Raw genomic sequence first — 24,232 nt, 5'->3', positions numbered from 1 at the left:
GTAAACGATCAGATGCGCTAGTGCGCACTCATGTAGTCAATGAACACGCGCAACTTGGGCGAGGCATAACGGCTGGCTGGCCACAGCATCCAGAGGACGACCTGGCGGTCAATGTAATCGTCCAGCACAGTGACCAGCTGACCGCTTTCCAGAGTCGCCATGGTATTTAGAGAGTCTTTAAATCTGTTGGCTATGTCGGCAAGGAACAACTGTTCTTTTGCGACAAGCGAAAACAACTAGCCTGATTCGATGGAGGAGTATTTTCAACTTTCATCAGGGCGTACCTATGAACACATCCACCATGGCAACGGATTATCTGGTCATCGGCGCGGGGGCAACAGCCATGGCCTTCGTCGATACATTGCTCGATCAGTCGGATGCGAGTGTGCTGATGGTGGATCGACACGCTCAACCTGGTGGACACTGGAACGATGCCTACTCGTTCGTCCGCTTGCACCAGCCGTCTGCCTTCTATGGCGTTAACTCCTGCGAGTTGGGCTCCGGCCAGAAGGACGAATCCGAATGGGGCGGTGGCTTGTATGAATTGGCCTCAGGCGCCGAGATTGTCAGTTACTTCGATCAGCTTATGCATCATCGATTCTTGCCGTCAGGTCGGGTGCGATATTTTCCGATGCACAACTACGAAGGTGATCGCACCGATAGTCATTGCATCACTTCCCTGCTCACCGGCGAACGTAATGCTGTCCAGGTCCGAAGGAAGCTGGTGGATGCGACTATTTCACAGGCAGCCGTTCCTTCGACCCATCCTCCGCATTACCGGATAGAGCCTGGTATACGGTGCGTACCGCTCAACGACTTGCCAAAGATCGGACAGCCTTACTTGCGTTACGTGGTGGTGGGGGGAGGAAAGACCGGCATCGATGCCTGTCTGTGGCTGCTGCAGAATGGCGTGGCACCAGGCAGGATTCAATGGATCGTTCCAAACGCCCCCTGGCTGTTGGATCGCGCCAACTTTCAACCCGGCCAGGAGAATGTTGTACGAACGATCGGTAGCCTCGCGAACCAGTTCGAAGCAATAGGTGCGGCAGATTCGATCCCGGACCTGTTCCTCAGGCTCGAAAGTGCCGGCGAACTGCTGCGCATCGATCAAGCCGTCGAACCCACCGCCTTCCGTGCTGCGACCATTTCACAGGCTGAGTTGCGTGCGCTACGGCGCATAACCAATGTAGTGCGCCTGGGGCGGGTGTGCGCGATTGAAGCCAGCCGTATCTCCCTCGAAAGGGGCAGCATCGCTGGAGATCCCGACGCCCTTTATATCGACTGCAGCGCAAGCGCTGTCCCGATTATTCCTGAGGGAAGCGTGAAAGCGTTTGATGGCAATCGCATCAACCTGGTGACAGTCAGCAGTTATCAGATTCTGTTCAGCGCCGCAGTCATCGCATACGTGGAAAGCCACCTCGACGATCAGATGCAGATGAATCAACTATGTGGGTTTGTCCCGCTGCCACGCTCACCGGTGGACTGGGTCAGGATGTGGGCCGCTTATCTGGGCAATCAGCGGCAATGGAAGAACCACGCGGGGTTGTCCAACTGGCTTGCGCAGTGCCATCTGCACCTTTTGCCGACAGTGCTGAGAAGCCTGCAGGAGGGGGATCCTGAAAAGCTTGCCGTGTTGAACCGATTTACTGAAGCAAGGAAAAAAGCCCTGGAAAACATGCCCAGGCTCCTGCAGGCCGTAGCAGGTTTGGCGCAAGAGTCCTGAGCGACTGGAGTCAACCAGAACACCTGCCGCCTTTTGCGTGAGCATGGGCGGATCAGTGGCCATCCTGGTCGTGCGCTGGCGCGCTTTCTCGACCTCAAACACCTTGCACAGCCAGACAAGCGCATGAACCGGACTTTTTCGTCTAACGTCATTGGATGCGTTTGCATGATCCACTTCCTCTGAAAATGGAGTTTGACGATGAAAACAATCTTTTCCTGGCTGACGATTTCGCTTTTTGGTCTGTTGCTTGGCGGCTGTGCCGCGGTGGGAGCCGGGAGCGGAGGCGCTGGCGAGATGGAGATCCGCTCGGGGAAAATCGAGCAGATCACACAGACCCAGATGCAGACCAATCACGATAGCGGCGTCGGTGCCATCTTGGGCGGTATTGGCGGTCTGGGCCTGGGTAGCCTGATCGGCCAGGGTACCGGCCGGGATGTGGCGATGGTCGCCGGAGCTCTCGCGGGGGCGGCAGGCGGCAACTACGTCGAAAAGAAAAAATATGATCAGCCCGTGGACGCACAGCAGATCATCGTTCGCACCCAGAGCGGCGTACTGGTTTCGGTAACGCAGCCGATCAACCCGACGCTGAGAAAAGGCATGAACGTGTACGTCGAGGGTGCCGGAAACGAAGCGCGAGTGGTACCACAAAGCTAGGACGGCTACCGGGCGTTGCGCAGCGGACAAATGAGCCGTCGTCACTTGCTGCGCAACATCCTCATGGCGAGCGAGTTCGGTTGACACTCAATGACTCATGCACGACCTCAGGCCAATTGCTGGCAACCCATGGATCTATACCTCTTGCACACTTAAACTTTGAGTCTCTCGCCCTCCTCGCCGATTGTTGAACGGGTTTCATGACTGAGCAAGCCAAGTACCATCACGTGTCCGAAGTACCAGGCCTGGTGCTGGGGTCCGCACGTTTTGCGGATGTCGGCTTCGATCGCCATTACCACCTCGATTTCCACATTGGTTTTGTCACCGAAGGCATCCAGCGTCATCGAGCGAAAGGCGAGTCGTTTCTTTTGGGGCCGGGAAGTGTTGCCCTGATGCCGCCGGGTGAAATCCACGACGGTGTATCCGAGGGCGGCGGCGCTTATACGCTCAAGACATTCCGTCTATCCCAGGCGCTGGTCGCGAGCCTGGCCGAGGAAATCAGCGGTCAACCAAAAGAGCTTGAATTGACCGGTGTGTTGCTCGAAGACACGGGGCTTGCCGGCAACCTGCGCGGGTTGCACGATGCAATGCAGCAGGCCGTTGGCCCCGGCAGCCTCGCGGTGCAGACGCAATGGTTCACCCTCCTTGAACCCCTGTTGAGCCAGTCACGGGCGATCAAGCCCGAAACGATTACCGGCTCGCTATCACCCCTGCAATGGTCTCGCGTCAGGGACTATTGTTTCAGCCACATCGATGAGCGAATCACCCTCGATGATCTCGCCGGACTATGTGGGCTGGGGCGTTTCCCGTTTCTCAAGCAGTTCAAGCGGACCATCGGCATGACGCCCCACGCATGGCTGCTTCGCCTGCGTCTCGAACGGGCGTGTGGCCTGCTGTCTGGCAGTGCGCAACCGATCATCGATGTCGCCCACGCCGTCGGCTTCTACGATCAAAGCCATTTCAACCGCGCCTTTCGACAGGCATTCGGCGTCGCGCCATCACGCTACAGGACTTAGGCCGTCGACCATCGGCGAGCGTCAATTTTTTACAAGCGCAACAACCGTCCCCCTCCATAGGATGCGCCAATCCGGGCGAAACACCTTCGCCTGCGCAGCCGAGAACTGGATGATGAACGGTGAAACAAGCAGACCGCCCGCGCTGGGTTTTTCAAGTGACAACATCGCAGGTGCATCGCCGGAGGTGGCACAAGCCCTCGTCAAACACAGCTCGGGCCAGGCGGGTCCCTATGGCACCGACGAGTTGACGGCACAGGTCAAGCGCAAGTTCTGCGAGATCTTCGAGCGCGACGTGGAGGTCTTTCTCGTGCCCACCGGCACCGCCGCCAACGCCCTGTGCCTGAGTGCGATGACACCACCCTGGGGCAACATCTACTGCCACCCGGCCAGCCATATCAACAACGATGAATGCGGCGCGCCCGAGTTCTTTTCCAACGGCGCGAAGCTGATGACCGTCGACGGCCCGGCGGCCAAGCTGGATATCGTCCGATTGCGCGAGCGCACTCGCGAAAAAGTCGGCGACGTACACACGACCCAGCCCGCCTGCGTCAGCATCACTCAGGCCACTGAAGTCGGCAGCATCTACACCCTGGATGAAATCGCAGCCATTGGTGACATCTGCAAGTCCTCTTCCCTGGGATTGCATATGGATGGATCGCGTTTTGCCAACGCCCTGGTGTCGCTTGGCTGCTCCCCGGCCGAGATGACGTGGAAGGCCGGCGTGGATGCCCTGTCGTTCGGTGCCACCAAGAACGGCGTGCTGGCGGCGGAAGCGATCGTCCTGTTCAACACCTCCCTTGCCACCGAGATGAGTTACCGCCGCAAGCGTGCAGGCCATCTCTCTTCCAAGATGCGTTTTCTGTCGGCGCAGATCGATGCGTACCTGACCGACGATCTCTGGCTGCGCAATGCACGCAAGGCCAACGCTGCCGCCCAGCGCCTGGCGCAGGGGCTTGATGGCTTGGGTGGCGTCGAGGTGCTCGGCGGCACCGAGGCGAATATCCTGTTCTGCCGGCTGGACTTGGCAATGATCGATGCGCTGCTGAAGGCCGGCTTCGGGTTCTACCATGATCGCTGGGGACCGAATGTCGTTCGCTTTGTCACCTCGTTCGCGACCACCGCCGAGGATGTCGATCACCTGTTGAACCAGGTGAGGCGAGCTGCTGACCGCACACAAGAACGATAGTCGATGGCGGGTGGCGGCTGTGCTCGCTCTGGTTCCAATGAGCAGCCGCCACTACAGCGTTCGGCTTCTACATCTGGCGAAAAAGAATCATGCCGGCGTGATAGAGAACCCCGTCACGAAACTCCCCATCAGCCGTGAAGTCGGTGTCATCGACGTACTCGATGTGGTCGCCTTCCAGCCAATATCGGCCCTGATAGGCACTCGCCTGCCGGCCCCGGGCCTCATCGTATCGACCACCTGGCAGAGGCTCATGGCGAATGAGCCCGTCAGCCGTGACCCACATACCGACGTACTTGTCCTGATCTGCGGATTTTTTAGCTGTCATGTTCAAGTCCTCGATTCAGAACGGGCTGGCCGTTGGACGGACAATCAGTTCACTGACATCCACATCAGCAGGCTGCTCGATGGCGTAAGCGATAGCGCGAGCAACGGCCATTGCAGGGATGGCGATCTTGCGGAACTCGCGCATCTCGGCCCGCCCGCCTTCATCGGAAATGCTCTCGGCCAATTCAGACTCGGTCACGCCGGGTGAAATCACCGTGACACGAATGTCCCCACCGACTTCCTGACGCAATCCTTCCGAGATGGCGCGCACTGCAAACTTGGTCGCGCAATAGACCGATGCCGTGGGGCTCACGGTGTAGGCGCCAATCGATGCGATATTGATGAACTGGCCTGATTGCTGTTTTTGCATCAGCGGTAAACCGGCCGCGATACCATGCAAGACGCCGCGAATATTGACGTCAATCATCTGATCCCATTCGCAGACTTTCAGTGCCTCGAGTTTCGACAGTGGCATCACCCCGGCGTTATTGACCATCACATCGACCCGGCCATGCAGGTCCAGGGCAAAATCGACAAACCCTTGAACATCGGCTCGCCGGGTGACATCCAATGCCTGGAAATGGGCGCTTCCCCCCCTGGCGTTGGTCTCGGCGCAAAGTATTTCGAGACGCTCCGTACGACGTGCGCCGAGCACGACATGCGCGCCCTTGCTGGCTAGCAGACGCGCCGTCGCTTCGCCTATACCGCTGCTCGCGCCGGTGATCAGAACGACTTTTTTCGAGATGTTCGACATGACCCTGTTTCCTCACTTGAGTGCCTGGTGACGCGAGAGCGGTGTCTCGCTGCCAGTCCAGAGTAGGGATAACGCCGGGCGGCCAGTTAGTCAGATCCTTCTGACAACTTGCCTGATCCTGTCGGGGATGACTGGCGACAACTTACTTCGCTGTATCGAGGACAAGCCTGCCCCGTAAGTGGCGGCCCATGCTTTTCTCGATCGCGACTTTCGCCTCGCTCAACGGGTAGGTTTCTACATCGACGGTAAGGTGTCCCTTGTCGAACAGTTCGGCGATGAGCGAGAGCTGCCGGCCATCCGAACGGGTGGCAAAGTTCGCGGGGGTCACGCCATAGTCGTTGGCCAGCGACATGTTTGGGGCGCTCACCGGCGATACCAGCACGCCGTGTTTTTTCAATACCGCAAACGAACGGGTTTGCGTTTCGCCGCCCACCAGATCCAGTATCACATCGAGGCCGGATACCAACTCTTCGAAAGCCTGGGTCCTGTAGTCAATGGTGTAGTCCGCACCGATTTCCTTCAGGTAGGCATGATGGTGTGCCGAGGCCGTTGCGTAGACTTCAGCGCCCAGGTACTTGGCAATCTGCACGGCCATGCTGCCCACGCCTCCGGCCGCGGCATGGATCAACACTTTCTGGCGACGTTGCACGCCAGCGTGTTCGGTCAGCGCCTGCCAGGCCGTCAGGGCCGTTGCCGGGACAGCGCCAGCCTGCAAGGCACTGAGGGATTTTGGTTTGATCGCCAGCTTGGAAACCTGGGCAACCGCTTTGGTCGCATAACCACCGACGATATTGATGAAGCCGAACACCTCATCACCGATGTTGAATTCAGTGACGCCCTCCCCCAGCGCGGCGACGGTGCCGGCCACCTCAACGCCCGGGGTAAAAGGCAGCGGCAACGGGATGAACGCTTTCATGGCGCCGGACAGGATCTTCCAGTCAATCGGGTTGACCCCGGCGCCAGCGACATCGATCAACACCTCACCAACACCGGCGACAGGGTCTGCAATCTCTTCCAGGCGTAAAACTTCAGGACTGCCGTATTCGTACACGCGCAGGGCTTTCATGGAGGCCTCGATAATCGAAAAGAAGGGACAAAACATTTGCGCTGCGAGGGCGCGGGCCCTGCGCAGCATGGGGGATCAACGACGGCGAGCGTCGAGGCTGAAGCGACCGGCACCGAAGGCCACGATCTGCAACAGGCCACCGGCAATCGCGATGTTCTTGAAGAAGTGGATGAACTGGTTCTGATCGCCCAGTGCGTTATGGAACGCCAGTGCAGTGAACACGCTGAACACGGCCAGTACAGCGGCGACGGTGCGGGTACGGTAACCGGCGATCAATGCCAGGCCGCCGCCGATCTCTACAATGATCGCCACCGCCAGTGCCAATTGTGGAAAGGGAAGCCCGACCGAACCGATGTAACCGACCATCATGGCCGGAGCGGCGAGTTTCGAAAAACCGGAAAGGATGAAGATTGCGCTGAGCAGTACGCGGCCGATCAACGAGGCCGAGGCTTGGGTCACATCGGAACGGCTCTGTTCAGAGGTGCTTGTTTGAGCGATGTTTGCAGAGGTCGTCATGGGGTATTTCCTTCAGTTGGCTTCGATTCGACAGGAACCGCCTTGGTGAGGAAATGTTGCCCTGCATCAGCTAATCTGAATAGCCGACTAATTTAGATTATTAGATTCGATTTTTTAGAAATGTATACCCATCCAACCGGTAAAGGAGAGATCAATCGTGCAATTATTCCGAGTGACGTCTGGATCAAGGAAACAGGCATGATCTCTGACCCGGGAACACCGACTCTGGACCAACTGCGGGTGTTCCTGACGGTTGTGGAAGTCGGCAGCTTCGCGGCGGCCGCCAGAAAACTTCATCGCGCCACTTCGGTTGTCAGTTACTCGATCGCCAACCTTGAAATGCAGCTCGGCGTGTCGCTGTTCGATCGCCAGACGACCCGCAAACCCCAGCTCACCGATGCCGGCCGCACGGTGTTGGCCGAAGCCAGGACCATCGCCAACGGTGTTCATGGATTACGCGCCAAAGTGAAGGGCCTGCTCCAGGGGCTTGAAGCCGAAGTTCATGTGGTACTCGATGTCATGCTACCCCCCGAGCGCGTAGTCGATGCACTCAAGTCCTTTCGCGAAGAGTTCCCGACCGTTGCCCTGCACTTGCACATGGAAGCCCTCGGCGCCGTCACTGAACTGGTGATCAACCGTGGCGCGATCATCGGCGTCAGTGGCCCCATGAACGAGGGCATCGACGGTATCGAAAGGATGGGGGTCGGCAGCGTCGAGTTGATTCCGGTGGCGGCCCCGAATCATCCGCTGGCTTCAAGCGACGCGAATGTTCCGGGTGCCGGACGAGAGCACACGCAACTGGTGCTGTCCGACCGTTCGGTGCTGACCAAGGACAAGGACTTCGCCGTGCTCAGTACCCGCACCTGGCGCCTGGCGGACCTGGGCGCCAAGCACATGCTGCTGCGTGAAGGCATCGGTTGGGGGAACATGCCAGCCCCGATGGTCCGGGAAGACCTGGAGAGCGGCCGACTCGTGCAACTGAACATACCGGAATATAAAAGCGGGATTTATACCTTCGACGTCATCTACCGCACGGATTTGCCGCCGGGGCCGGCTGCGAGGTGGTTGATTGACCGCTTCGTTCAACAATGCTCCGCGCAGGAGACATCCGCTTGAGCCTGGAAGCAGAATGCATCTCGAGCCGCCCGCGATGAAAATCGGCGTCATCTCCGACACCCACGGTTTGCTCCGCCCCGAAGCCATTGCCGCCCTGCAAGGCTGTGATCGCATCCTTCACGCGGGTGACATCGGTAGCGAGGCGATCCTCGACCAATTGGCCGCGATCGCGCCGGTGGATGCGGTGCGGGGCAACAATGACCTGGACGCATCCTGGGCGCGGGAGTTGCCCGATTGTCTGCACCTGGAGTTCAACGGCTGGACGGTGCTGCTGGTGCATGACATCGCCGACGTGGCGGCCGATCTTGATAGCCGCATCAAGCTGGTAATCACCGGTCATTCGCACAAACCGCGCATCGACTGGCGCGGTGAACGGCTATTCCTGAATCCAGGCAGTGCCGGGCGCCGACGCTTCAAGTTGCCTGTCACCCTGGCGTTGCTTGAGGTGGTTGACCAGTCAATCGAACCGCGGCTGGTATCGCTGCTCGACTGAATCGCCGTCACCGTTCGATTCACGACTCGCCGGCAACCACCCTCACTCTGTGGCAGTCGGACGGTCCAAGTTTTTGGCCGCTCGAGGAGCGAACTTCAATCGGCATCAGGGACTGGCCGTACTCATTGTCCAACAGCACTGAACGCGTCTCGTCCCCCGTGAACAGAAACCGTTCGCCCCACTGCCTCATACTCACCACCACAGGAAAGATCTCACGCCCTTTCTCCGTCAGGACGTATTCCTTGTAGGCACTTCCATCCGACGCCGGTTGAACGTCGAATACACCGACCTCAACCAACGTCTTCAGGCGCGATGCCAGAATGTTCCTGGCCACCCCCAGACTTTTTTGAAATTCGCTGAATCGGCGAATGTCGTCAAACGCGTCGCGAATGATCATGAGCGACCAACGATCCCCGATGGCTTCCAGTGTTCGTGCTACCGGGCATTCGCTGCTTGGCGATGAAGGGTCTACGACCATCGTGTTTACCTTTTGGATAACGACTGCCAAGTCCGTCGACCGGTCTTGAGCAATGTGGTTGCAATATGAAACCTGATTCGATAACAATAAATCCAGTTGCTAATTGAAACCAGTTTAGCGCCACGGAGGCTCACGTGAAAGCAGATACCGATTCAGCCACCCATCCTTTCCTCGCGCAGGCTTCGGGGCTGTCTGCGCAACTCACGTTTTTATTTTCTGTCACCTGCGCGCTTGCCGTCGCCAACGTCTATTTCGCACAACCCTTACTCGATTCAATGGCCCGCAGCCTTGATGTTGCCCCATCAATGATCGGGTTTGTGGTGACGGCGACTCAAGTCGGTTACGCGCTGGGGTTACTGTTCATCGTCCCTCTGGGCGACTTGTTAAACCGTAAAGGGCTGATTCTGACGCAAATGCTGCTGTCTGCGATTGCGCTGGCGGGAGTCGGCGCTGCACAGCAATGGCTGACCCTGTTGGGGGCCATGATCGCCGTGGGTTTGCTGGCCGTGATGGTTCAAGTGCTGGTGGCCTGCACCGCCGCGCTGGCAACGCCGTCTCAACGTGGCCAGGCCGTGGGAACCGTCACCAGTGGCATTGTCCTGGGCATTCTTCTGGCGCGCTTCACCTCCGGTCTGATCGCCGATCTGGCGGGCTGGCGCGCCGTGTATTTCGTTTCCTCGGGATTGATGCTGACCCTCGCGGCGGTGTTCTGGAAAGTGTTGCCTGCGGCAGTGACGCCACGCAGTCGATACACCTATCCGGCACTCATCCGCTCGCTCTTCACGCTGTTCATGACCGAACCGGTGTTGCGCATCAGGGGCCTGCTGGCCTTGCTGATCTTCGCCGCTTTTTCCGTGCTTTGGACATCCATGGTGCTGCCGTTGAGCGCCCCACCACTGTCGCTTTCGCACACGGTCATCGGCCTGTTTGGCCTGGCGGGCGTCGCCGGCGCCCTTGCGGCCAGAAGATCCGGGCGCTGGGCCGACCAGGGTTTGGGGCAACGCGTCACCGGTATTTCGCTGGCGATCCTGACGCTGTCCTGGCTGCCCATCGCCTTTGCACAGTCGTCACTGATCGCGCTGGTTTGTGGAGTGGTCTTGCTCGACTTCGCTGTGCAGGCCGTACACGTCACCAACCAGAGCCTGATTTTCGCGGCACGGCCCGACGCCCATAGCCGCATGGTCGGCGCCTACATGTGCTTTTACTCGGTGGGCAGCGCGCTGGGTGCCGCCGCCGCGACGCAGGTTTATGCGCTATGGGGGTGGATTGCCGTCAGCTTGCTGGGCGCTTCGATCAGTGTGACGGCCCTGGTGCTGTGGTTGTTCACCTTCCAACTGTCAACGGGTCCCAAAGCCGACCACGCGCCTGAATCAAGCATCGACCTGCAACTCATGCAGAAGAAACCCCAGTGAATCCGGGGCTGCGCAATGACTTTTTGCCGAGCGTTGTTCATCCCACGACATAGCATCATCGGTGCAGAAATCTCCAACACACTCCATGCTCAACTCGCCATCGAGAAGTCCAAGCGGAATCCAGTAGTAAGGCGTTTCGCGAAGAACATTAGGCACGGTCGAGCCACATCGTGAGCAAAAGTCATTTCTGTACCCGCTGGGTTTGCGCCATCCCGTGATCGTCCCTTGCCCTTGCTCCCACCGAAAGTCGCGAGCGTTGACCAGCGTGGCCAGATTATGGCCAACCCCGGTTTGCTTGCGGCACAGGGTGCAATGGCAGCGATAGAAAAATCGGGGTTCAACCGCCAGGGAAAAACGTACCGCCCCGCAAAGACATTGCCCTGATGCCATGAGTATCTCCCTTGAAAATTGATTCATCCGTATTTGCCGGTCAACGGGTTGGTATTGGAAAAGGGGGGCCGTCCTGTTACTGGCCCCTTATTGCCATGTCGGCTTGGCAAAATGATAACCTTGGGCTTTTCCTGCCCCTATTTCACGCAGCTCCCCACTAGCCCCCCCTGCATTTCAATGACGTTGAACCTATCAGTCGTCGTTGTCATCGCGATCACGGTAGCGACGGTGATCGCGATCATAGTCACTGCGATCATAGTCACGACGATCATAGTCACGGTCATAACCTCGATCATCCTCCCCTCTCTGGTCGTAACCACGTCGATGGTCATGATCGTGATATCGCCCGTACCGCTCTCCGTCATCCCAGTGCGGGCCGCACCCTCCCAACAAGACGGCGCTGGAAATGGCCACGATCAAGATTACTGCGCGATTCATATGAACGTCCTAAACGTCGGAAGTATGGAAGGGTCATGGCTGCTCGAAACCTTCGTCCGGGCAGTGTTCAGACATAGCTATGACCATTCGGTAACCCAATGATTCCGCTGAAAAATACAAACAAGTGACAGTCACTCTCCCATCGAATGCCCGCCGAGACAGCCCGGGCCTGTCATCAATAGCCAAGGGGCTGTCGTCGAATGAAAAGCGCCCCTGATAAGGGGGCTATCTAATGGCAGTACTGAAAAAGTCTCTGGTGATGAGTCGACGTAAGCGACTGCTGCGCCTGAGTCACGAGTTGCCTGGTACGCCAGGCAGGAGAATAACAATATGAAATTCGTGAAAAGTCTTCTGGCTGCCGTCCCCCTCATGGCACTGGCCATCGATGCCCGCGCCTATGTATCGAGCCAGGAAGCCGCCCGGCTGGGCACCAGCCTGACGTGGGTGGGAGCCGAAAAGGCCGGTAATGCCGACGGTTCCATTCCGCCCTACAACGGTGGCCTGACCACTGCGCCGCCCGGTTTCAAGACCGGCGACAGTATGCGCCCGGACCCCTTCGCGGGCGAAAGACCGTTGCTGGTGATCAACGGCAAGAACGTCGACGCTTACAAAGGCATGCTGACCGCCACCACTGTAGCGTTGGCCAAGCGCTACCCCGCCTTTCGCGTCGACGTCTATCCGACCCACCGCACGGCATCGCTCCCACAGGCGGTACTGGACAACAGCCGCAGAAATGCCACCAACGCCAGGTCCCTCAACGGCGGGATCGCCATCGACAATGTGATGCCCGGGGTGCCTTTCCCGATTCCGCAATCCGGCGCCGAAGCGATGTGGAATTTCCTGCTGCGCTACCAGGGCGTCAACATCCACTCCAAGTACGACTCCTGGAGCGTCGACACGGCGGGTGTACCGAGCCTGGCGGTAACCGGCGAGGCATTCGTCTCCTTCCCGATCTACGAGAACCTGTCGAAACCGTTCAACAGCTCCGACATCTACTATCAGTTGAAACTGTCCTATACCGGACCTGCGCGCCGAGCCGGCGAGTCGATCATGCTCAAGAACGCGACCAACCCGGCGGAGTTCCCTGGCCGCGCCTGGCAGTACATGCCTGCCCAGCGCCGCGTCAAACAGATCTCGATCCTGGCCTACGACACCCCCAACCCCGGTACTGCCCGTGCACTCGAGCTGTACGACTGGACGCTGGTGGGCAAGCAGGAAATGATCGTGCCCTACAACACTTACAAACTCACCTACGCTCGCGCTGCCAAGTCGCTGACCACGCCTGACTTCATTTCCCCGGACTTCGTACGTTGGGAAAAGCACCGGGTCTACGTCGTGGAGGGCAACCTCAAGCCGGGGGCGAAGCACATCTACCAGAAGCGCCGCTTCTACCTGGATGAAGACACCTGGGCCGCGGTGGCCTCCGATCAGTACGACACCAGTGGCCAGCTATACCGCGGCTCCTTCGCGTTCTTCAGCCAGAGCTACGACCAGCAGGTCCCGGACGCCACCCCTTTCATGACTTACGACCTGTCCAAAGGCACCTACAACATCAATGGCGTGGTGGGCCCCCATGGCGGCATCCGCTACATCGAGCCGCTATCGACGGCGCAGTGGGTGCCAGAATCCATGGCGGGTGCCGGTATCCGTTAGGTCCGCGGCGAAGCAACTCCCGATCATGCATGACCGATGAATAGCAAAGCCCCCAGGTTCAAAAGAACCAGGGGGCTTGAGACTTCGGGTGAATGTTTTCGTGCAGATATGGAGCGATTGCAACAGGCCAACCGTAGCGTTTGTCCTTGAAAAACGGGACTCTAATAACCCTTGAAACGATCAACCTCATTCAAGAATGGTCTGCCCTCTCGCTCTCTCTGAAGGTTCTCGACGATCACTGCCACACCCCCTTCAATCTGCACATCACTCGCGATGTGCGGGGTCAAAAGTACTCGAGGGTGTTTCCAAAAAGGGTTGCCCGGGGACGCAGGTTCCTGTGCCAGGACGTCCAGCACTGCGCCTCCCACGCGACCTTCATTGAGCGCTGCAAGCAGATCTTGCTCAACCAGGTGGGCACCACGCCCCACGTTGATCAGCCCCGCTCCCTGAGGCAGTCGAGCTAGCGTTGCAGCATTGAGTATGCCCTTTGTTTCGGGGGTCAGCGGCAACATGTTCACAACGATGTCGCACTGAGCTAAGAACTCATCCAGTTGCCCAGGTCCGACATAACAACGCCCTCCAGGAACATCCTTCAAGGAGCGATTCCAGCCACTGAGTTGAAATCCCAATGGTTGAAGACGACCAAGCGCAGCTCGCCCCAGATTACCAAGCCCCATGACGCCAACTCGCCGCTGCGAAGCGAGCACGATTGGCCTGGGTTGCCAGCGTCCTTCGCGTTGATCCTGCTGATACGCGAGGATGCCTCGATGCAGGGCAAGGACGGCAAACAAAACATACTCGGCCATGATGCCGGCCATCGAATCATCAACCAGTCGGACGAGCGAGACCCCTGCCGCCAAACCGGCCAGATCGAACTGATCGACGCCAGCCCCCGCAGCGTAAAGGACTCGAAGATTGCAAAACTGATCAGCAAATTTGGGGAGAGGCTCCCAGGCCAGGAGGTAACGCACCTCTGCCGGGTTACCTGCATCAGGCCATTCGCGGAACTCCAGTTCAGGCGCCATCGATGACAGGCAATCACGCCACTTCTGCGCATCGGCCGGGTCTGCCATGTACAGGATGCACATTGAAAGCTCCTTGTCCGCAATCGGGAAACAACCACTGTTTTTTCAGAGTGGCCCCGTCAGATAGTTGATGAACCGCCGAAAAAGCTCGGCGTTCGTGGAAATATCGAGGCGCTGGTAAATATTGTGCTTGTGAACCTTCACGGTGCCTTCCGATATGTTCAGCACGGCGGCAATCGACGTATTGCTATGGCCTTGCAGGATCAGTTTCGCGATATAGCGCTGGGTCTCCGTAAGCTGTCCCTGGAGGATGTGAACGAACGCATCTTCGGATCTCGCCTCGGTACTTTCCGAGCCCATGTAAAAATCGCTGTGCTTGAGCCGGCAATGCAGTTCCAGCAACGAATTGATAACCGGTGCCAGTGTTTCCAGCGCATTCATTTCCCCGGTCAGGAAGGCTCCATTCCTGAGGTTCCTCATCATCGAATAAACGATGGCGACTCGTGCCTGGACGGGAATGATGAAGCCAATTTCTTCTATCAGCGTGCCATGCTCGGACGACACGCAGGGATGCAGATCCTTGGAGATTGAAAACCCCGAAGAAAAGAAACTGTCGGGTGCCAAATCCCTCATCCGCCAGAGGCCGGCTGGATGATTATTGATGCAAGCGACATAGAACGGGTCTAGCAGGTAGCCGCCTCGAATGTAGGCATTCAGCGTTTTCTCCGGCACCGACTTGTTGTACCCGTTGTGTATCAGGATGGGCGTGTGATTGAAGCGGAACAGATAGCCGCAGCTCATATCGAAGCCCAGGATACTTCTCAGCGCTGAATCAATGGACGCGCCCATCCGCTCCGAACCCACGGCACTGATCAGGGTTGAGAGCATTTTCGCGTCACTGGCTTTCATATTGACCACACTTGTTCTGCAAAAATGGAACCTCCCAATGGCGCAAATGTAAACGCACGACAGCATGCCAGGCCATCGTGCGTGACTTCGAGCTCAACCCGGGAACCGCAGGTCTCAGGTCAACTCAGGGGCAGCGCCGAGTCCACTCTCCTTGATGTCCTTCTCGCCCAGTTCCAGCGCCTTGGGCACCGCAAGCCAATAGGCAAGCATCATGCCGATCAGGCCGCCGCTGAGTTTGCCGATGATCAGGGGAAGAATGAGCGAAGGCTGGAAGTTGGCGGAGTAAGCCAGATGGTCGCCAAAGGTGAACGCTGCACAAACGGAAAAGGCAATCACCAGTACTTTGTCCTTGGGCGGCATGTCGGCCACCAAGCGGAACATCGCCAGTATGTTCGCCGAAGCCGCGAGCAGACCTGCCGCGCCCATAGGAGAAAGCCCCAACACAGCGGCCACTTTCTCTATGGGCTTTGAAAGGAAACGCTTGATCAGGTAGACCATCGGAAAGGCACCGCACAACATGATGCCGACATAACCTGCGATTTCGAGCGCCCGGAATTGATCTTCCTTGTCGGCAATGATGGGGGCGAAACCCCAAGTGCCGAATACCGAACTGAAGAACGAGGTGAAGTACTCGACGATCGAGGCCACCAATACCAGGGTCACGACACCGTATACGACCTGACCAAGCCTCAAGAACAACAGCACCATCAGGTTCGGGAAGTAGCGCAATGCGGCGGCCAGTGCACCGCAGAACAGAATCAACGGCATCAGGTTCTGAACCAGCATGCCAAGATTGAAATGCAATGCCTGAGTGGCCTCGCCCGCCGTGGCAATGTCCGGCCTTACACCCAGTCCAAGAAACTGCATGCCCATTGCAATAATGATGATGCTGATCGGAATGCTCAGCAGGCCCGCCATGATGCCCAGCGCCATGTACTTGTGATCGGCCTTGTTGAGCATCGCAAGGCCAACGGGGATGACGAAGATCACGGTCGAGCCGGACTGAAACCCGGTTATCAGCCCCAGGATCCAGCCTTCGGGGCTTTGTGACAGGGCATGAGCCAATTGATACCCACCCAGATCAGAGGCAATGAATATCGGCCCGGCGATACCCGCATCCGCGCCCATGGCGAGAAACATCGGAGCCAGGACCTGGCTTATGAAACTGGAGATGAAGGGGATGGCGGCCATGATCCCTGCCACAGGCAGGAAGATCGGTCCAATGCTGTGGATACCTGCGTTGAATTCCTTTCCGAGTTCGGACTCTGCATTGACGATGGAGGCTATGCCGCCAATAACGGCGCACACCATGATGATATAAATGACATACGTACCTATATGTTCCATTGCTGCCTCTGCTATTTAAGAGTTTTTGTTTGGCAGAATTCAGGTGCAAACGAATTTATTATTGGTGGTCAGTGTTCCGGCTCAGAGCGCGGTGTATCCGTTATCGACGAAAAGATGCGTGCCGTTGACGAAGCTTGAATCATCGCTGGCCAGGAACAGAGCCGCAGATGCCACCTCGCCGGGCTCACACAGACGCCCCTGCATCGCCCCGATTGCCTCGTCGCTAGCGTCCACGCCAAACCGGCGAAGCAGATCAAGCTCGCGCTGGCCATGGGCGGTACTGATAAACCCAGGGCAAATGGCATTGCTGCGAATGTTTCGATCGCGGTACTCGACCGAGATGGCCCGCGAGAACATATGGCAGGCCCCTTTGGTGGTGCAGTACAAGACTTCCATGGGCGTACCGACCACACCGGAGATAGAAGAGGTGCAGATGATGCTGCCACCGCCCGACTCGATCATCCCCGGCAGGACAGCCTTGGTGACGAGGAACATGCTCTTGACGTTGATGCTCATCAGGCGATCCCAGTCGGCCTCGCTGGTTTCCAGGAACGGCCCGGCGGAAATCGTCCCGGCATGGTTCATCAACACCGTAATGGCGCCAAAGCGCTCCTCGGCTTGCCTGACAGCGCGATTGACCTGATCGGCCACCGACACATCCGCAGGCAGGAAACAGGCTACGCCGCCAGCCGCGTTAATCCGCGCGGCGACCGCTTCGCCCTGGCTGGTTGGCAGATCCAGGATCGCGACCTTCGCGCCCTCCCTGGCAAACAATTCCGAAACGGCCAGGCCACAACCCCCTGCCCCACCACTGATCAACGCTACTTTGCCTACCAGTCGACCCATTTTTGGTTTTCCTTATTGAAATCGAAGTGAAGTTTGCGATTTCAAGCTAAGTGCCAGCGACAGGACACGTCCATATATCGACCGATATACAAGACTTCAACCTATTGTTTTTACTTGTTTTTTAGTACTGAAAGACATCGAGCAGCGACGACTGGCTTGCCGTCGCTGCTCAATCAGGGGGTTCAATCTCTAATGAATTACGACTTTGCTGAAGCGGACGACCAGACCGTCTTTTGGGCGTGACGACGAGTATTGATCAGCCCCAATGCGATGATCACGATCGTCAAGGCCCCGGTAGAAAGCACCTCGCTACGGTGCGCGGGCATCGCGACCATGACGCCCAAGGCGAAAACGATAAAACCGATGACCAGCCACGTCAGCCAAGGGAACAACCACATCTTGAATTCGATCCGGGAACTGGATTTTTCCAGCTTCGCTCGCATGCGCAATTGTGAGAACGCAATCACCAGATACACCAGCAGGGCAATAGCACCGGAACTGGCGAGCAGGAACGCGAACACCTGCGACGGTGCAAAGAAATTCAATGCTGTTGTGGCGATACCGATTACCGTACTGGCGATCACGGCACCCCGCGGTACGCCGGCCGATGACGTGCGCTGTAGAAAGCCAGGCGCTTCATTACGCTTGCTCAGCGAGTAGACCATTCGGGAGGAGATGTAGATCGCGGAGTTCAAGCAACTGGCAACGGCAAACAACACCACAATATCAACGATGGTTTTCGCGAAGGGTACATTCATGATCTCCAACGCTCGCTGATACGACCCTTGCACTGGCAGCAACGGGTCATTCCATGGCACCACGGAAATGATCACAAAAATCGAGAGCAGGTAGAAAATGCAGATTCGCCAGATGACCGACTTGGTCGCCCGGGCGATATTTTTAGCCGGATCCTTCGATTCCGCTGCAGCGATAGTGACCGCTTCCGTGCCGACGAAACTGAACATGGTGGTCAGCAACGCGCCGATGATGGCTTCCCAGCCGTTGGGCATGAAACCGCCGAACTCAGTCACTAGACGACTGACACCGCTGACTTCCCGACCGGGTAAAACCCCAGCAATGGCACAGGCTCCAAGCGCAATGAAGGAGACGATGGCTATCACCTTGACCATGGCGAACCAGAACTCGAATTCGCCGTATTTGGCGACGCTGAAGAGGTTCGTCAGGGTGAGCAAAGCGGTTACGCCTACCGCGAACACCCATGTTTCGACCTGAGGGAACCAGCTGTTGAGCACAACGCCAGCGGCAATGGCTTCAAGCGGAATCACCAACACCCAGAACCACCAATACAACCAACCAATGGTAAAGCCGGCCCAGGGACCGATGGCGCGGTCGGCATAGGTGGAAAACGAGCCCGTATCGGGACTGGCGACCGCCATCTCGCCGAGCATTCGCATCACCAGTACCACCAGCAGCCCCGCCAAGGCGTAGGCGACGATCGCTGATGGCCCGGCTGCCGCGATGGCGTGGCCCGAGCCGATAAAAAGCCCCGCGCCGATGATGCCGGCAATGGAAAGCATGGTGACATGCCGCTGTTTGAAGCCAGCGGCCAGATTGTCATCCGTTGTTAGTTTGCTGTTAGTTGACATTAGTGAGCCCTTGTTATTTTTTTGGAGGCGAGCTGCCGCAATTCAGTGACTTGCAAATATGTTTGCAAGTATCAACTCTGAACTTTGAGAACAGCGTATTTCTAATGCTGTGGAACGTGAGGGTCAGGCTGGAAAGAACGAGATTTAAAAATCTGGGGTTTTATAGTCATGCATAATGCACCTCTTGTAATTTTAAGAATCATCACAATGCAAATCCTTATGACGGCCACGATGCTACGGCTTGCCCTGAGTCGCCGAATCGACTGGGTACGTCATTCGCTTATCTGTTTGCGACACAACGCCTCGCCAGCGCATCAATAAAAAACTTCCTGCACTAAGGCACTAGTTTAGAAAGACGCCCTTTAAAAGTTCAGTTATTGTTATATGTAACGAAGTCGAAATTCGCATTGTCTTACTCATCAACGCGGTTCTACCGCCGGGTCATCTGAGAAGGGAATACAAGATGCTTTATCTTCAGGAAATGCTGGGTATTGCGGTGTTTTCCATCACAGGTGTGCTGGCCATCAAGAAAGCCGATGTCGATTTGTTTGGTGCTGTGGTGCTCGGAATCATCACGGCTATTGGCGGCGGTACCCTGCGCGATCTGTTACTGGATCTTCCGATCTTCTGGATTGCCGACTTCAATTACATTTGGGCCGCTTTGCTTGCAGCACTCCTGGCGTTTTTTCTGACCCAAAGACTACAACAGCGTTACCGTCTGTTGCTTTATCTCGATGGGTTAGCTGCAGCGCTGTTCGGATTGGCCGCTACCGAGAAAGTCCTGGCATTACATCTCGCAGCGCCATTGGCAGTGATGATGGGAGTGCTGACCAGTATTGGAGGCGGCATCGCGCGGGATGTCCTGGCCGGAAGAGTCTCACTGCTGATGTCACGTGACATTTATGCCACGCCAATTTTGCTGGGATGCACGCTCTATGTTCTGCTGCGCAACGTATTCCCCTCGATCTGGATCGCCGGCTGGATTGCGTTGATTTTTACCTTCGGCTTGAGGTTTCTCGCCATCTACAAGCATCTCCAGATGCCGGCGATCTTCTCCACCAAACAGGGCTAGCAAAGCAAAGACAAGACCGGCCCCTAATCCCCATAGAAGCGCTAGGGTGCCCTGATTGCCGAGACCGAATGAATGCGTTACAAGGATTAAACCCAATGTGACGAGAATCAGCAAAAACGATTCTGAAAAACGGATGCGATCGCGAAATATTGCAACATCCAATAAGGCAATGAATGCTGGAAAGCTGGAAAGCTGGAAAGCTGGAAAGCTGGAAAGCTGGAAAATCCAAGTGTCGCCATTATCAGTTTTTTTGCCATTGCTTGATGCAGCACTCATCCCGACATTCGTGGTATTCGGGATGAGTGTGCATACTGCTGTCATCCGTTCGGTAGATTACCGCTCAGAGACGTCGATCCAGATGGTCTTGATTTCGGTGTACTGATCGTGGGCCCAGATTGACTTGTCGCGCCCGCCAAACCCGGACTCCTTGTATCCACCAAACGGCGTGGAAGCATCACCCTCACCGAAGCAGTTGACCGTCACAATCCCCGCGCGAATTTCGCGCGAGAGCTTGATGGCGTTGCGCAGGTTGTCGGTGTACACCGATGCCGCCAGGCCATACACCGAGTCATTGGCCAGAGCGATGGCTTCGTCAACGGTGTTGAACGTAGTGACCGCCAATACAGGGCCGAAGATCTCTTCCTGGAACAGTCGGCTGTCGACACCTACGCCATCGACAACGGTAGGCTCGACAAAGATATCGCGCTCGGTGTTGCCGCCAAACACAACGTCCAGTTTCTCGACGGCCGCTTGCTCGAGGTAGGAACGAACCTTCTCGAAATGCGCTTTGCTGACCATGGCACCAAGGCGATTGTCCGGATCTAGTGGATTGCCCATTTTCCATTCGCGCATCTGCACGCCGATGCGCTTCAACAACTCGTCCTTGATGTCCGCATGCACGATCAAGCGCGAGGAAGCCGAGCAGTTTTCGCCCATGTTCCAGAATGCGCCATTGACGACGTGGCTGGCGACCAGATCCAGGTCTTCAACGTCATTCATCACCACTGCAGGATTCTTGCCGCCACACTCCAGCACAATGCGCTTGAGGTTCGAATCCGCCGCGTAGTTAAGGAACCGGCGCCCGGTGGCTGTCGAGCCGGTGAAGCTGACCATGGACACGTCCATGTGGCGGCCAAGCGGCTCGCCCACTTCACCGCCCCCGCCGGACAGCACGTTGAAAACACCGGCGGGCACGCCTGCTTCATGAGCCAGTTCGGCGACACGCAGAGCCGTCAAGGTGGTTTCCTTGGCCGGCTTGACGATGATGGAGCAGCCCGCGGCCAGCGATGGGCCGATTTTCCACGCCAGCATCAGCAGCGGGAAGTTCCAGGGCAGCACCAGACCGACGACCCCGATGGCTTCACGCACCACCAGGCTCAACGCGCCGGAACCGACCGGTGCGGTGCTGTCGTAGATCTTGTCGATCAACTCCGCATGCCAGCGGATCATGTGAATGGTTTCCGGAACGTCCGTGAGTTGGCACTCGCGAACGGGTTTCCCGCTATCCAGGCTTTCCAGGACAGAAAGCTCGTGGGAGTTCTGCTCCAGCAGATCGGCAAAGCGCAGCAACACCTTCTTGCGCTCGCCAGGGCTCAGTTTATGCCAGCGACCATCTTCGAAGGCTTCCTTGGCCTTGGCCACCGCGAAGTCAACGTCTTGAGCGTTGCAGGCCGTGATCTCGGCCAGCACGTCATTGGTCGCCGGGTTGGTTGTCGTAAAGGTTTTGCCCGACACCGATGTGTAGGACTCACCGTTGACGAACGACTGAGTCGGGAACTTCAGGTCCCGAGCGATGGCGGCATATTCTGCCGCGCTGAGAAGGCCAGTCATTTTGCGCTCCCGGTCACCTGGGCGACGTCACGTTTCAGAGTGGTGATGATGTCCTGCAAGGCCTGTTTCTCGTGTTCGTACAGAGGTTGCAGAGGCGAACGTACACCGCCAGTGCGAAGGCCGTTCAACTCGCAGCCAACCTTGATCGACTGCACGAATTTTCCGCTTTCCAGGAAGTCCATCAGCGGCATGAAGGCGCTCATGATCTTGCGGCCTTTATCGAAGTCTTTTTCCACGACACAGGCTTCGTAGAGCGCAACGTGCTCACGGGGAATGAAGTTCGATCCGGCGCAAACCCAGCTGCGTGCGCCCCAGGCGAAGAACTCCAGCGCCTGATCATCCCAGCCGCAGGACAGGCTGATGTTCGGGTATTCCCGTGCCAGGCGATGGACTTGCGCCATGTCGCCGGAGCTTTCCTTGATGGCCACGATGTTTTTGCTTTCGGCAACGGCCGCGAAATACTCCGGCCCCATGCTGACGCCCATGCGTGCCGGGTAGTTGTAGAGCATGATCGGCAAGCCGGCGGCACGATCCACGGTCAGCGCATGGATGGCGTTTTCTTTCTCGGTAGGCAATGCATAAGGCGGAGAGCCCACCAGAATCGCATCGGCCTTGATCTCGCGAGCGGCCTTGGCATATTCGACGGAGTCTTCAGTGCGGATTGCACCGGTACCAATCACCAGTGGCAGTCGTGCGCCGATCACATCTTTAGCCTGGGTCGCCAGTTCGATACGCTCTTGAGAGGTGTGGGCGTAGTACTCGCCGGTCGAACCGCCAATGATAATGCCGTGCACTTTCGACTCGATCAGATACTCCAGCACGTCGGCGAAAGCGGCCTTGTCGATTTCACGGCTCGCGGTCAAAGGGGTAATTGCCGGGGTATAAATGCCTTCGAATTTCATGATTGCCTCTCCATTACTAAGGGAATGTTATTCAACCTGGCGTCCACCGCCATTTATCAGGGACAACTCATCGCTTACGGCTCAGTTGCAGCTTCTCAACTGCTCAGCGCCGCTGCGTCGCGCAAGTTCAACGAACGTGTTTCAGGTGCCATGGCCCAAGCTGCCATCAGCCCGATAAAGGTGACCACGGCGGCCACATACATCGTGTTGCCGATACCCAGGGTCTGTAGCGAAACAGGTACCAGGTAAGTGCCAACCGCTGCTCCCACTCGGGAAAGGGAAGTTCCGATGCCTACCGCAAATGCGCGAACCTCTGTAGGGAACAACTCGTTCGGATAAACAAGCTGCAGAACTTGTGCTCCACCGATAAATACCGCGTAGGCACCGAACAGGAAGAGCACCAGTACTTCATTGCTGTGTGAAAAAGTCGCCAAGCCCAACAGCGCCAGGCCCGACCATAGAAAGCTGTGAATAAGCATGCAGCGCCGGCCAATCGTGTTGATCAGCCTTGTCGCAAGTACACAACCGACCACAAACAGCATCGTGATGATCATGGAGCCGTATGAGGCCCACTCCCCTTTCAAATTCAACGCCAGGAGAACCTTGGGGGCGAACGCATAGACTGCAAAAACAGGAATGATCGAGCATGACCAAAAGACGGAAACAAAGAACAACCGTTTCCCATATCCGGAATGAAGCAAATCCAGGAATGACGTTTTTTTCTGGTCTGGCTCCTCAGGGAGATCGCGAAGCGAATAGTGCTGACCGTACACATGCTTGATCACGCGCTCTGCATCAGCCTCGCGCCCCTTGCTCAAGAGCCAGCGCGCGGACTCCGGGGTGCCGACACGCAGCAATAGCAGCAACAGCCCGATGACGGAGGCACTCGCCAGCGCATAACGCCAGGCGTCATCTCCGCCCACATTGAGGATTGAAGTACCGACAACGTAGGCAAATGCCGCACCGGCAAACCACAGGATGGTCAGCGCCGCGAGCCTGGGGCCGCGTTGTTTCTTCGGCAGGAACTCGACCAACAACGACGTGGCCACTGGATACTCAATGCCCACCGCCAGACCGATGATAAATCTGAGGGCGAACAATACCGGTGCTGACTCAACCCAGAACTGTGCCAACGAACAAACGATGAACAGCGTAGGCCCAACGAAATAAACCTTTTTGCGACCCAGCCTGTCGGTCAACCAGCCACCGATGAAACCGCCAAAAAACACCCCCATGAGTGCCGATGCGGCAATCATTCCTTGCCAGAACTCCGACAAGTTCAGGGCGGATGTTATTTGCATCATCGCTATACCGATAATGCTCAGTACATAACCGTCTACAAATGACCCGCCCCCGGAGCGGGCGGTCAGTAAACGATGGAAATTATTGAGAGGAACATCCTCAATAGAGGTATTAGGACTTGTCATTATTGTCTCCTATTCCGCTTCGGTCATTCAGAGGGCTGAAGCGCAAGC

Annotated in this window: 25 protein-coding genes; 9 read left to right on the top strand and 16 right to left on the bottom strand. The window is 57.2% G+C overall.

Translation table 11 applies throughout. The features are described 5' to 3' along the window. Positions 1-17: 17 nt before the first annotated feature. Positions 18-161 carry a type 2 periplasmic-binding domain-containing protein gene (locus AC1RDQ_RS09550; protein WP_408003763.1) on the bottom strand — a complete coding sequence of 48 codons (144 nt, stop codon included), beginning with the start codon at positions 159-161 and terminating at the stop codon, positions 18-20. A 125-nt stretch (positions 162-286) separates the two neighbouring features. Between AC1RDQ_RS09550 and AC1RDQ_RS09545 the strand changes: the two genes are divergently transcribed. The 4 genes from AC1RDQ_RS09545 to AC1RDQ_RS09530 all read left to right on the top strand — a co-directional run bounded on the left by AC1RDQ_RS09545 (position 287) and on the right by AC1RDQ_RS09530 (position 4,579). Further along, positions 287-1,723 (top strand): NAD(P)-binding protein, encoded by a 1,437-nt coding sequence (locus AC1RDQ_RS09545; protein ID WP_492587053.1) that lies wholly within the window; start codon positions 287-289, stop codon positions 1,721-1,723. A gap of 198 nt (positions 1,724-1,921) precedes the next feature. Then, entirely contained in the window at positions 1,922-2,377 is a 456-nt protein-coding gene (locus AC1RDQ_RS09540) for a glycine zipper 2TM domain-containing protein (RefSeq protein ID WP_154946429.1), read from the top strand. A gap of 200 nt (positions 2,378-2,577) precedes the next feature. Continuing rightward, complete coding sequence (locus AC1RDQ_RS09535) at positions 2,578-3,393, top strand: AraC family transcriptional regulator (protein ID WP_492587052.1); 816 nt, start codon at positions 2,578-2,580, stop codon at positions 3,391-3,393. Between the two features lie 109 nt (positions 3,394-3,502). After that, positions 3,503-4,579 (top strand): threonine aldolase family protein, encoded by a 1,077-nt coding sequence (locus tag AC1RDQ_RS09530; protein ID WP_492587051.1) that lies wholly within the window; start codon positions 3,503-3,505, stop codon positions 4,577-4,579. A 67-nt stretch (positions 4,580-4,646) separates the two neighbouring features. On the opposite strand, the gene AC1RDQ_RS09525 is transcribed toward AC1RDQ_RS09530, so the two are convergent. The 4 genes from AC1RDQ_RS09525 to AC1RDQ_RS09510 all read right to left on the bottom strand — a co-directional run bounded on the left by AC1RDQ_RS09525 (position 4,647) and on the right by AC1RDQ_RS09510 (position 7,239). Next, positions 4,647-4,904: an Atu4866 domain-containing protein gene (locus tag AC1RDQ_RS09525; RefSeq protein WP_492587050.1), complete on the bottom strand. Its 258-nt coding sequence runs from the start codon at positions 4,902-4,904 to the stop codon at positions 4,647-4,649. Between the two features lie 15 nt (positions 4,905-4,919). Next, a complete protein-coding gene (locus AC1RDQ_RS09520; protein ID WP_492587049.1) occupies positions 4,920-5,657 on the bottom strand; it encodes an SDR family oxidoreductase in 738 nt (245 codons plus the stop codon). Between the two features lie 142 nt (positions 5,658-5,799). Continuing rightward, positions 5,800-6,723 (bottom strand): NADP-dependent oxidoreductase, encoded by a 924-nt coding sequence (locus tag AC1RDQ_RS09515; RefSeq protein ID WP_057716605.1) that lies wholly within the window; start codon positions 6,721-6,723, stop codon positions 5,800-5,802. Positions 6,724-6,798: 75 nt separating this feature from the next. Continuing rightward, positions 6,799-7,239, bottom strand: a complete 441-nt coding sequence (locus AC1RDQ_RS09510) for a DoxX family protein (RefSeq protein ID WP_492587047.1) — start codon at positions 7,237-7,239, stop codon at positions 6,799-6,801. A gap of 198 nt (positions 7,240-7,437) precedes the next feature. Between AC1RDQ_RS09510 and AC1RDQ_RS09505 the strand changes: the two genes are divergently transcribed. Together AC1RDQ_RS09505 and AC1RDQ_RS09500 are read left to right on the top strand one after the other, a co-directional pair. Beyond that, complete coding sequence (locus AC1RDQ_RS09505) at positions 7,438-8,355, top strand: LysR family transcriptional regulator (protein ID WP_492587046.1); 918 nt, start codon at positions 7,438-7,440, stop codon at positions 8,353-8,355. Positions 8,356-8,389: 34 nt separating this feature from the next. Next, entirely contained in the window at positions 8,390-8,848 is a 459-nt protein-coding gene (locus AC1RDQ_RS09500) for a metallophosphoesterase family protein (protein WP_492587155.1), read from the top strand. Positions 8,849-8,867: 19 nt separating this feature from the next. Here the strand turns inward: AC1RDQ_RS09500 and AC1RDQ_RS09495 are convergent, their stop codons facing one another. Further along, positions 8,868-9,326 (bottom strand): winged helix-turn-helix transcriptional regulator, encoded by a 459-nt coding sequence (locus AC1RDQ_RS09495; RefSeq protein WP_340311894.1) that lies wholly within the window; start codon positions 9,324-9,326, stop codon positions 8,868-8,870. Positions 9,327-9,460: 134 nt separating this feature from the next. Here AC1RDQ_RS09495 and AC1RDQ_RS09490 point away from each other — a divergent pair, with 134 nt between their 5' ends. Next, the gene (locus AC1RDQ_RS09490; protein ID WP_492587045.1) at positions 9,461-10,738 is read left to right on the top strand and encodes an MFS transporter; all 1,278 of its coding nucleotides are present in this window, start codon (positions 9,461-9,463) and stop codon (positions 10,736-10,738) included. On the opposite strand, the gene AC1RDQ_RS09485 is transcribed toward AC1RDQ_RS09490, so the two are convergent. Next, positions 10,697-11,128, bottom strand: coding sequence for a GFA family protein (locus AC1RDQ_RS09485; protein WP_150813169.1), 432 nt, complete (start codon positions 11,126-11,128; stop codon positions 10,697-10,699). The genes AC1RDQ_RS09490 and AC1RDQ_RS09485 overlap by 42 nt on opposite strands. Positions 11,129-11,320: 192 nt before the next feature. Continuing rightward, a complete protein-coding gene (locus AC1RDQ_RS09480) occupies positions 11,321-11,566 on the bottom strand; it encodes a hypothetical protein (RefSeq protein ID WP_492587043.1) in 246 nt (81 codons plus the stop codon). A gap of 330 nt (positions 11,567-11,896) precedes the next feature. On the opposite strand from AC1RDQ_RS09480, the gene AC1RDQ_RS09475 reads away from it, so the two are divergent. After that, positions 11,897-13,219, top strand: coding sequence for a DUF1329 domain-containing protein (locus tag AC1RDQ_RS09475; protein ID WP_150813171.1), 1,323 nt, complete (start codon positions 11,897-11,899; stop codon positions 13,217-13,219). Positions 13,220-13,380: 161 nt separating this feature from the next. Here the strand turns inward: AC1RDQ_RS09475 and AC1RDQ_RS09470 are convergent, their stop codons facing one another. The 5 genes from AC1RDQ_RS09470 to gabP form a co-directional block, all read right to left on the bottom strand. Continuing rightward, complete coding sequence (locus AC1RDQ_RS09470; RefSeq protein ID WP_492587042.1) at positions 13,381-14,307, bottom strand: 2-hydroxyacid dehydrogenase; 927 nt, start codon at positions 14,305-14,307, stop codon at positions 13,381-13,383. A 42-nt stretch (positions 14,308-14,349) separates the two neighbouring features. After that, entirely contained in the window at positions 14,350-15,153 is an 804-nt protein-coding gene (locus AC1RDQ_RS09465) for a response regulator transcription factor (RefSeq protein ID WP_492587040.1), read from the bottom strand. A gap of 114 nt (positions 15,154-15,267) precedes the next feature. Then, positions 15,268-16,500, bottom strand: a complete 1,233-nt coding sequence (eutH, locus tag AC1RDQ_RS09460; RefSeq protein ID WP_218495873.1) for an ethanolamine utilization protein EutH — start codon at positions 16,498-16,500, stop codon at positions 15,268-15,270. Between the two features lie 81 nt (positions 16,501-16,581). Continuing rightward, entirely contained in the window at positions 16,582-17,346 is a 765-nt protein-coding gene (locus AC1RDQ_RS09455; RefSeq protein ID WP_090455167.1) for an SDR family NAD(P)-dependent oxidoreductase, read from the bottom strand. Positions 17,347-17,543: 197 nt separating this feature from the next. Then, positions 17,544-18,953 (bottom strand): GABA permease, encoded by a 1,410-nt coding sequence (gabP, locus tag AC1RDQ_RS09450; protein WP_492587038.1) that lies wholly within the window; start codon positions 18,951-18,953, stop codon positions 17,544-17,546. 463 nt (positions 18,954-19,416) lie between these two features. On the opposite strand from gabP, the gene AC1RDQ_RS09445 reads away from it, so the two are divergent. Next, on the top strand, positions 19,417-20,025 hold the full coding sequence (locus AC1RDQ_RS09445) for a trimeric intracellular cation channel family protein (RefSeq protein WP_090455163.1): 609 nt from the start codon (positions 19,417-19,419) through the stop codon (positions 20,023-20,025). A 333-nt stretch (positions 20,026-20,358) separates the two neighbouring features. Here the strand turns inward: AC1RDQ_RS09445 and AC1RDQ_RS09440 are convergent, their stop codons facing one another. The 3 genes from AC1RDQ_RS09440 to AC1RDQ_RS09430 all read right to left on the bottom strand — a co-directional run bounded on the left by AC1RDQ_RS09440 (position 20,359) and on the right by AC1RDQ_RS09430 (position 24,184). After that, on the bottom strand, positions 20,359-21,855 hold the full coding sequence (locus AC1RDQ_RS09440; protein WP_489338430.1) for an aldehyde dehydrogenase: 1,497 nt from the start codon (positions 21,853-21,855) through the stop codon (positions 20,359-20,361). Next, positions 21,852-22,757 (bottom strand): dihydrodipicolinate synthase family protein, encoded by a 906-nt coding sequence (locus AC1RDQ_RS09435; RefSeq protein WP_492587036.1) that lies wholly within the window; start codon positions 22,755-22,757, stop codon positions 21,852-21,854. Before AC1RDQ_RS09435 ends, AC1RDQ_RS09440 begins: the two co-directional genes overlap by 4 nt. A 95-nt stretch (positions 22,758-22,852) precedes the next feature. After that, the gene (locus tag AC1RDQ_RS09430; RefSeq protein ID WP_218495877.1) at positions 22,853-24,184 is read right to left on the bottom strand and encodes an MFS transporter; all 1,332 of its coding nucleotides are present in this window, start codon (positions 24,182-24,184) and stop codon (positions 22,853-22,855) included. Between the last annotated feature and the right edge of the window lie 48 nt (positions 24,185-24,232).

It is taken from the genome of Pseudomonas sp. GW823-FHT02E01, assembly GCF_058797535.1.
This window is presented reverse-complemented; position numbering and strand designations above follow the sequence as displayed.

What these genes read in the sequence shown, in the direction of transcription:
- AC1RDQ_RS09510 (WP_492587047.1), bottom strand. Translation starts at nt 7,239, where the DNA reads ATGACGACCTCTGCAAACATCGCTCAAACAAGCACCTCTGAACAGAGC.
- AC1RDQ_RS09495 (WP_340311894.1), bottom strand. Translation starts at nt 9,326, where the DNA reads ATGGTCGTAGACCCTTCATCGCCAAGCAGCGAATGCCCGGTAGCACGA.
- AC1RDQ_RS09515 (WP_057716605.1), bottom strand. Translation starts at nt 6,723, where the DNA reads ATGAAAGCCCTGCGCGTGTACGAATACGGCAGTCCTGAAGTTTTACGC.
- AC1RDQ_RS09540 (WP_154946429.1), top strand. Translation starts at nt 1,922, where the DNA reads ATGAAAACAATCTTTTCCTGGCTGACGATTTCGCTTTTTGGTCTGTTG.
- AC1RDQ_RS09520 (WP_492587049.1), bottom strand. Translation starts at nt 5,657, where the DNA reads ATGTCGAACATCTCGAAAAAAGTCGTTCTGATCACCGGCGCGAGCAGC.
- AC1RDQ_RS09550 (WP_408003763.1), bottom strand. Translation starts at nt 161, where the DNA reads ATGGCGACTCTGGAAAGCGGTCAGCTGGTCACTGTGCTGGACGATTAC.
- AC1RDQ_RS09535 (WP_492587052.1), top strand. Translation starts at nt 2,578, where the DNA reads ATGACTGAGCAAGCCAAGTACCATCACGTGTCCGAAGTACCAGGCCTG.
- AC1RDQ_RS09435 (WP_492587036.1), bottom strand. Translation starts at nt 22,757, where the DNA reads ATGAAATTCGAAGGCATTTATACCCCGGCAATTACCCCTTTGACCGCG.
- AC1RDQ_RS09445 (WP_090455163.1), top strand. Translation starts at nt 19,417, where the DNA reads ATGCTTTATCTTCAGGAAATGCTGGGTATTGCGGTGTTTTCCATCACA.
- AC1RDQ_RS09470 (WP_492587042.1), bottom strand. Translation starts at nt 14,307, where the DNA reads ATGTGCATCCTGTACATGGCAGACCCGGCCGATGCGCAGAAGTGGCGT.
- AC1RDQ_RS09505 (WP_492587046.1), top strand. Translation starts at nt 7,438, where the DNA reads ATGATCTCTGACCCGGGAACACCGACTCTGGACCAACTGCGGGTGTTC.
- AC1RDQ_RS09500 (WP_492587155.1), top strand. Translation starts at nt 8,390, where the DNA reads ATGAAAATCGGCGTCATCTCCGACACCCACGGTTTGCTCCGCCCCGAA.
- gabP (WP_492587038.1), bottom strand. Translation starts at nt 18,953, where the DNA reads ATGTCAACTAACAGCAAACTAACAACGGATGACAATCTGGCCGCTGGC.
- AC1RDQ_RS09485 (WP_150813169.1), bottom strand. Translation starts at nt 11,128, where the DNA reads ATGGCATCAGGGCAATGTCTTTGCGGGGCGGTACGTTTTTCCCTGGCG.
- AC1RDQ_RS09455 (WP_090455167.1), bottom strand. Translation starts at nt 17,346, where the DNA reads ATGGGTCGACTGGTAGGCAAAGTAGCGTTGATCAGTGGTGGGGCAGGG.
- AC1RDQ_RS09480 (WP_492587043.1), bottom strand. Translation starts at nt 11,566, where the DNA reads ATGAATCGCGCAGTAATCTTGATCGTGGCCATTTCCAGCGCCGTCTTG.
- AC1RDQ_RS09545 (WP_492587053.1), top strand. Translation starts at nt 287, where the DNA reads ATGAACACATCCACCATGGCAACGGATTATCTGGTCATCGGCGCGGGG.
- AC1RDQ_RS09475 (WP_150813171.1), top strand. Translation starts at nt 11,897, where the DNA reads ATGAAATTCGTGAAAAGTCTTCTGGCTGCCGTCCCCCTCATGGCACTG.
- AC1RDQ_RS09530 (WP_492587051.1), top strand. Translation starts at nt 3,503, where the DNA reads ATGATGAACGGTGAAACAAGCAGACCGCCCGCGCTGGGTTTTTCAAGT.
- AC1RDQ_RS09465 (WP_492587040.1), bottom strand. Translation starts at nt 15,153, where the DNA reads ATGAAAGCCAGTGACGCGAAAATGCTCTCAACCCTGATCAGTGCCGTG.
- eutH (WP_218495873.1), bottom strand. Translation starts at nt 16,500, where the DNA reads ATGGAACATATAGGTACGTATGTCATTTATATCATCATGGTGTGCGCC.
- AC1RDQ_RS09525 (WP_492587050.1), bottom strand. Translation starts at nt 4,904, where the DNA reads ATGACAGCTAAAAAATCCGCAGATCAGGACAAGTACGTCGGTATGTGG.
- AC1RDQ_RS09440 (WP_489338430.1), bottom strand. Translation starts at nt 21,855, where the DNA reads ATGACTGGCCTTCTCAGCGCGGCAGAATATGCCGCCATCGCTCGGGAC.
- AC1RDQ_RS09430 (WP_218495877.1), bottom strand. Translation starts at nt 24,184, where the DNA reads ATGACAAGTCCTAATACCTCTATTGAGGATGTTCCTCTCAATAATTTC.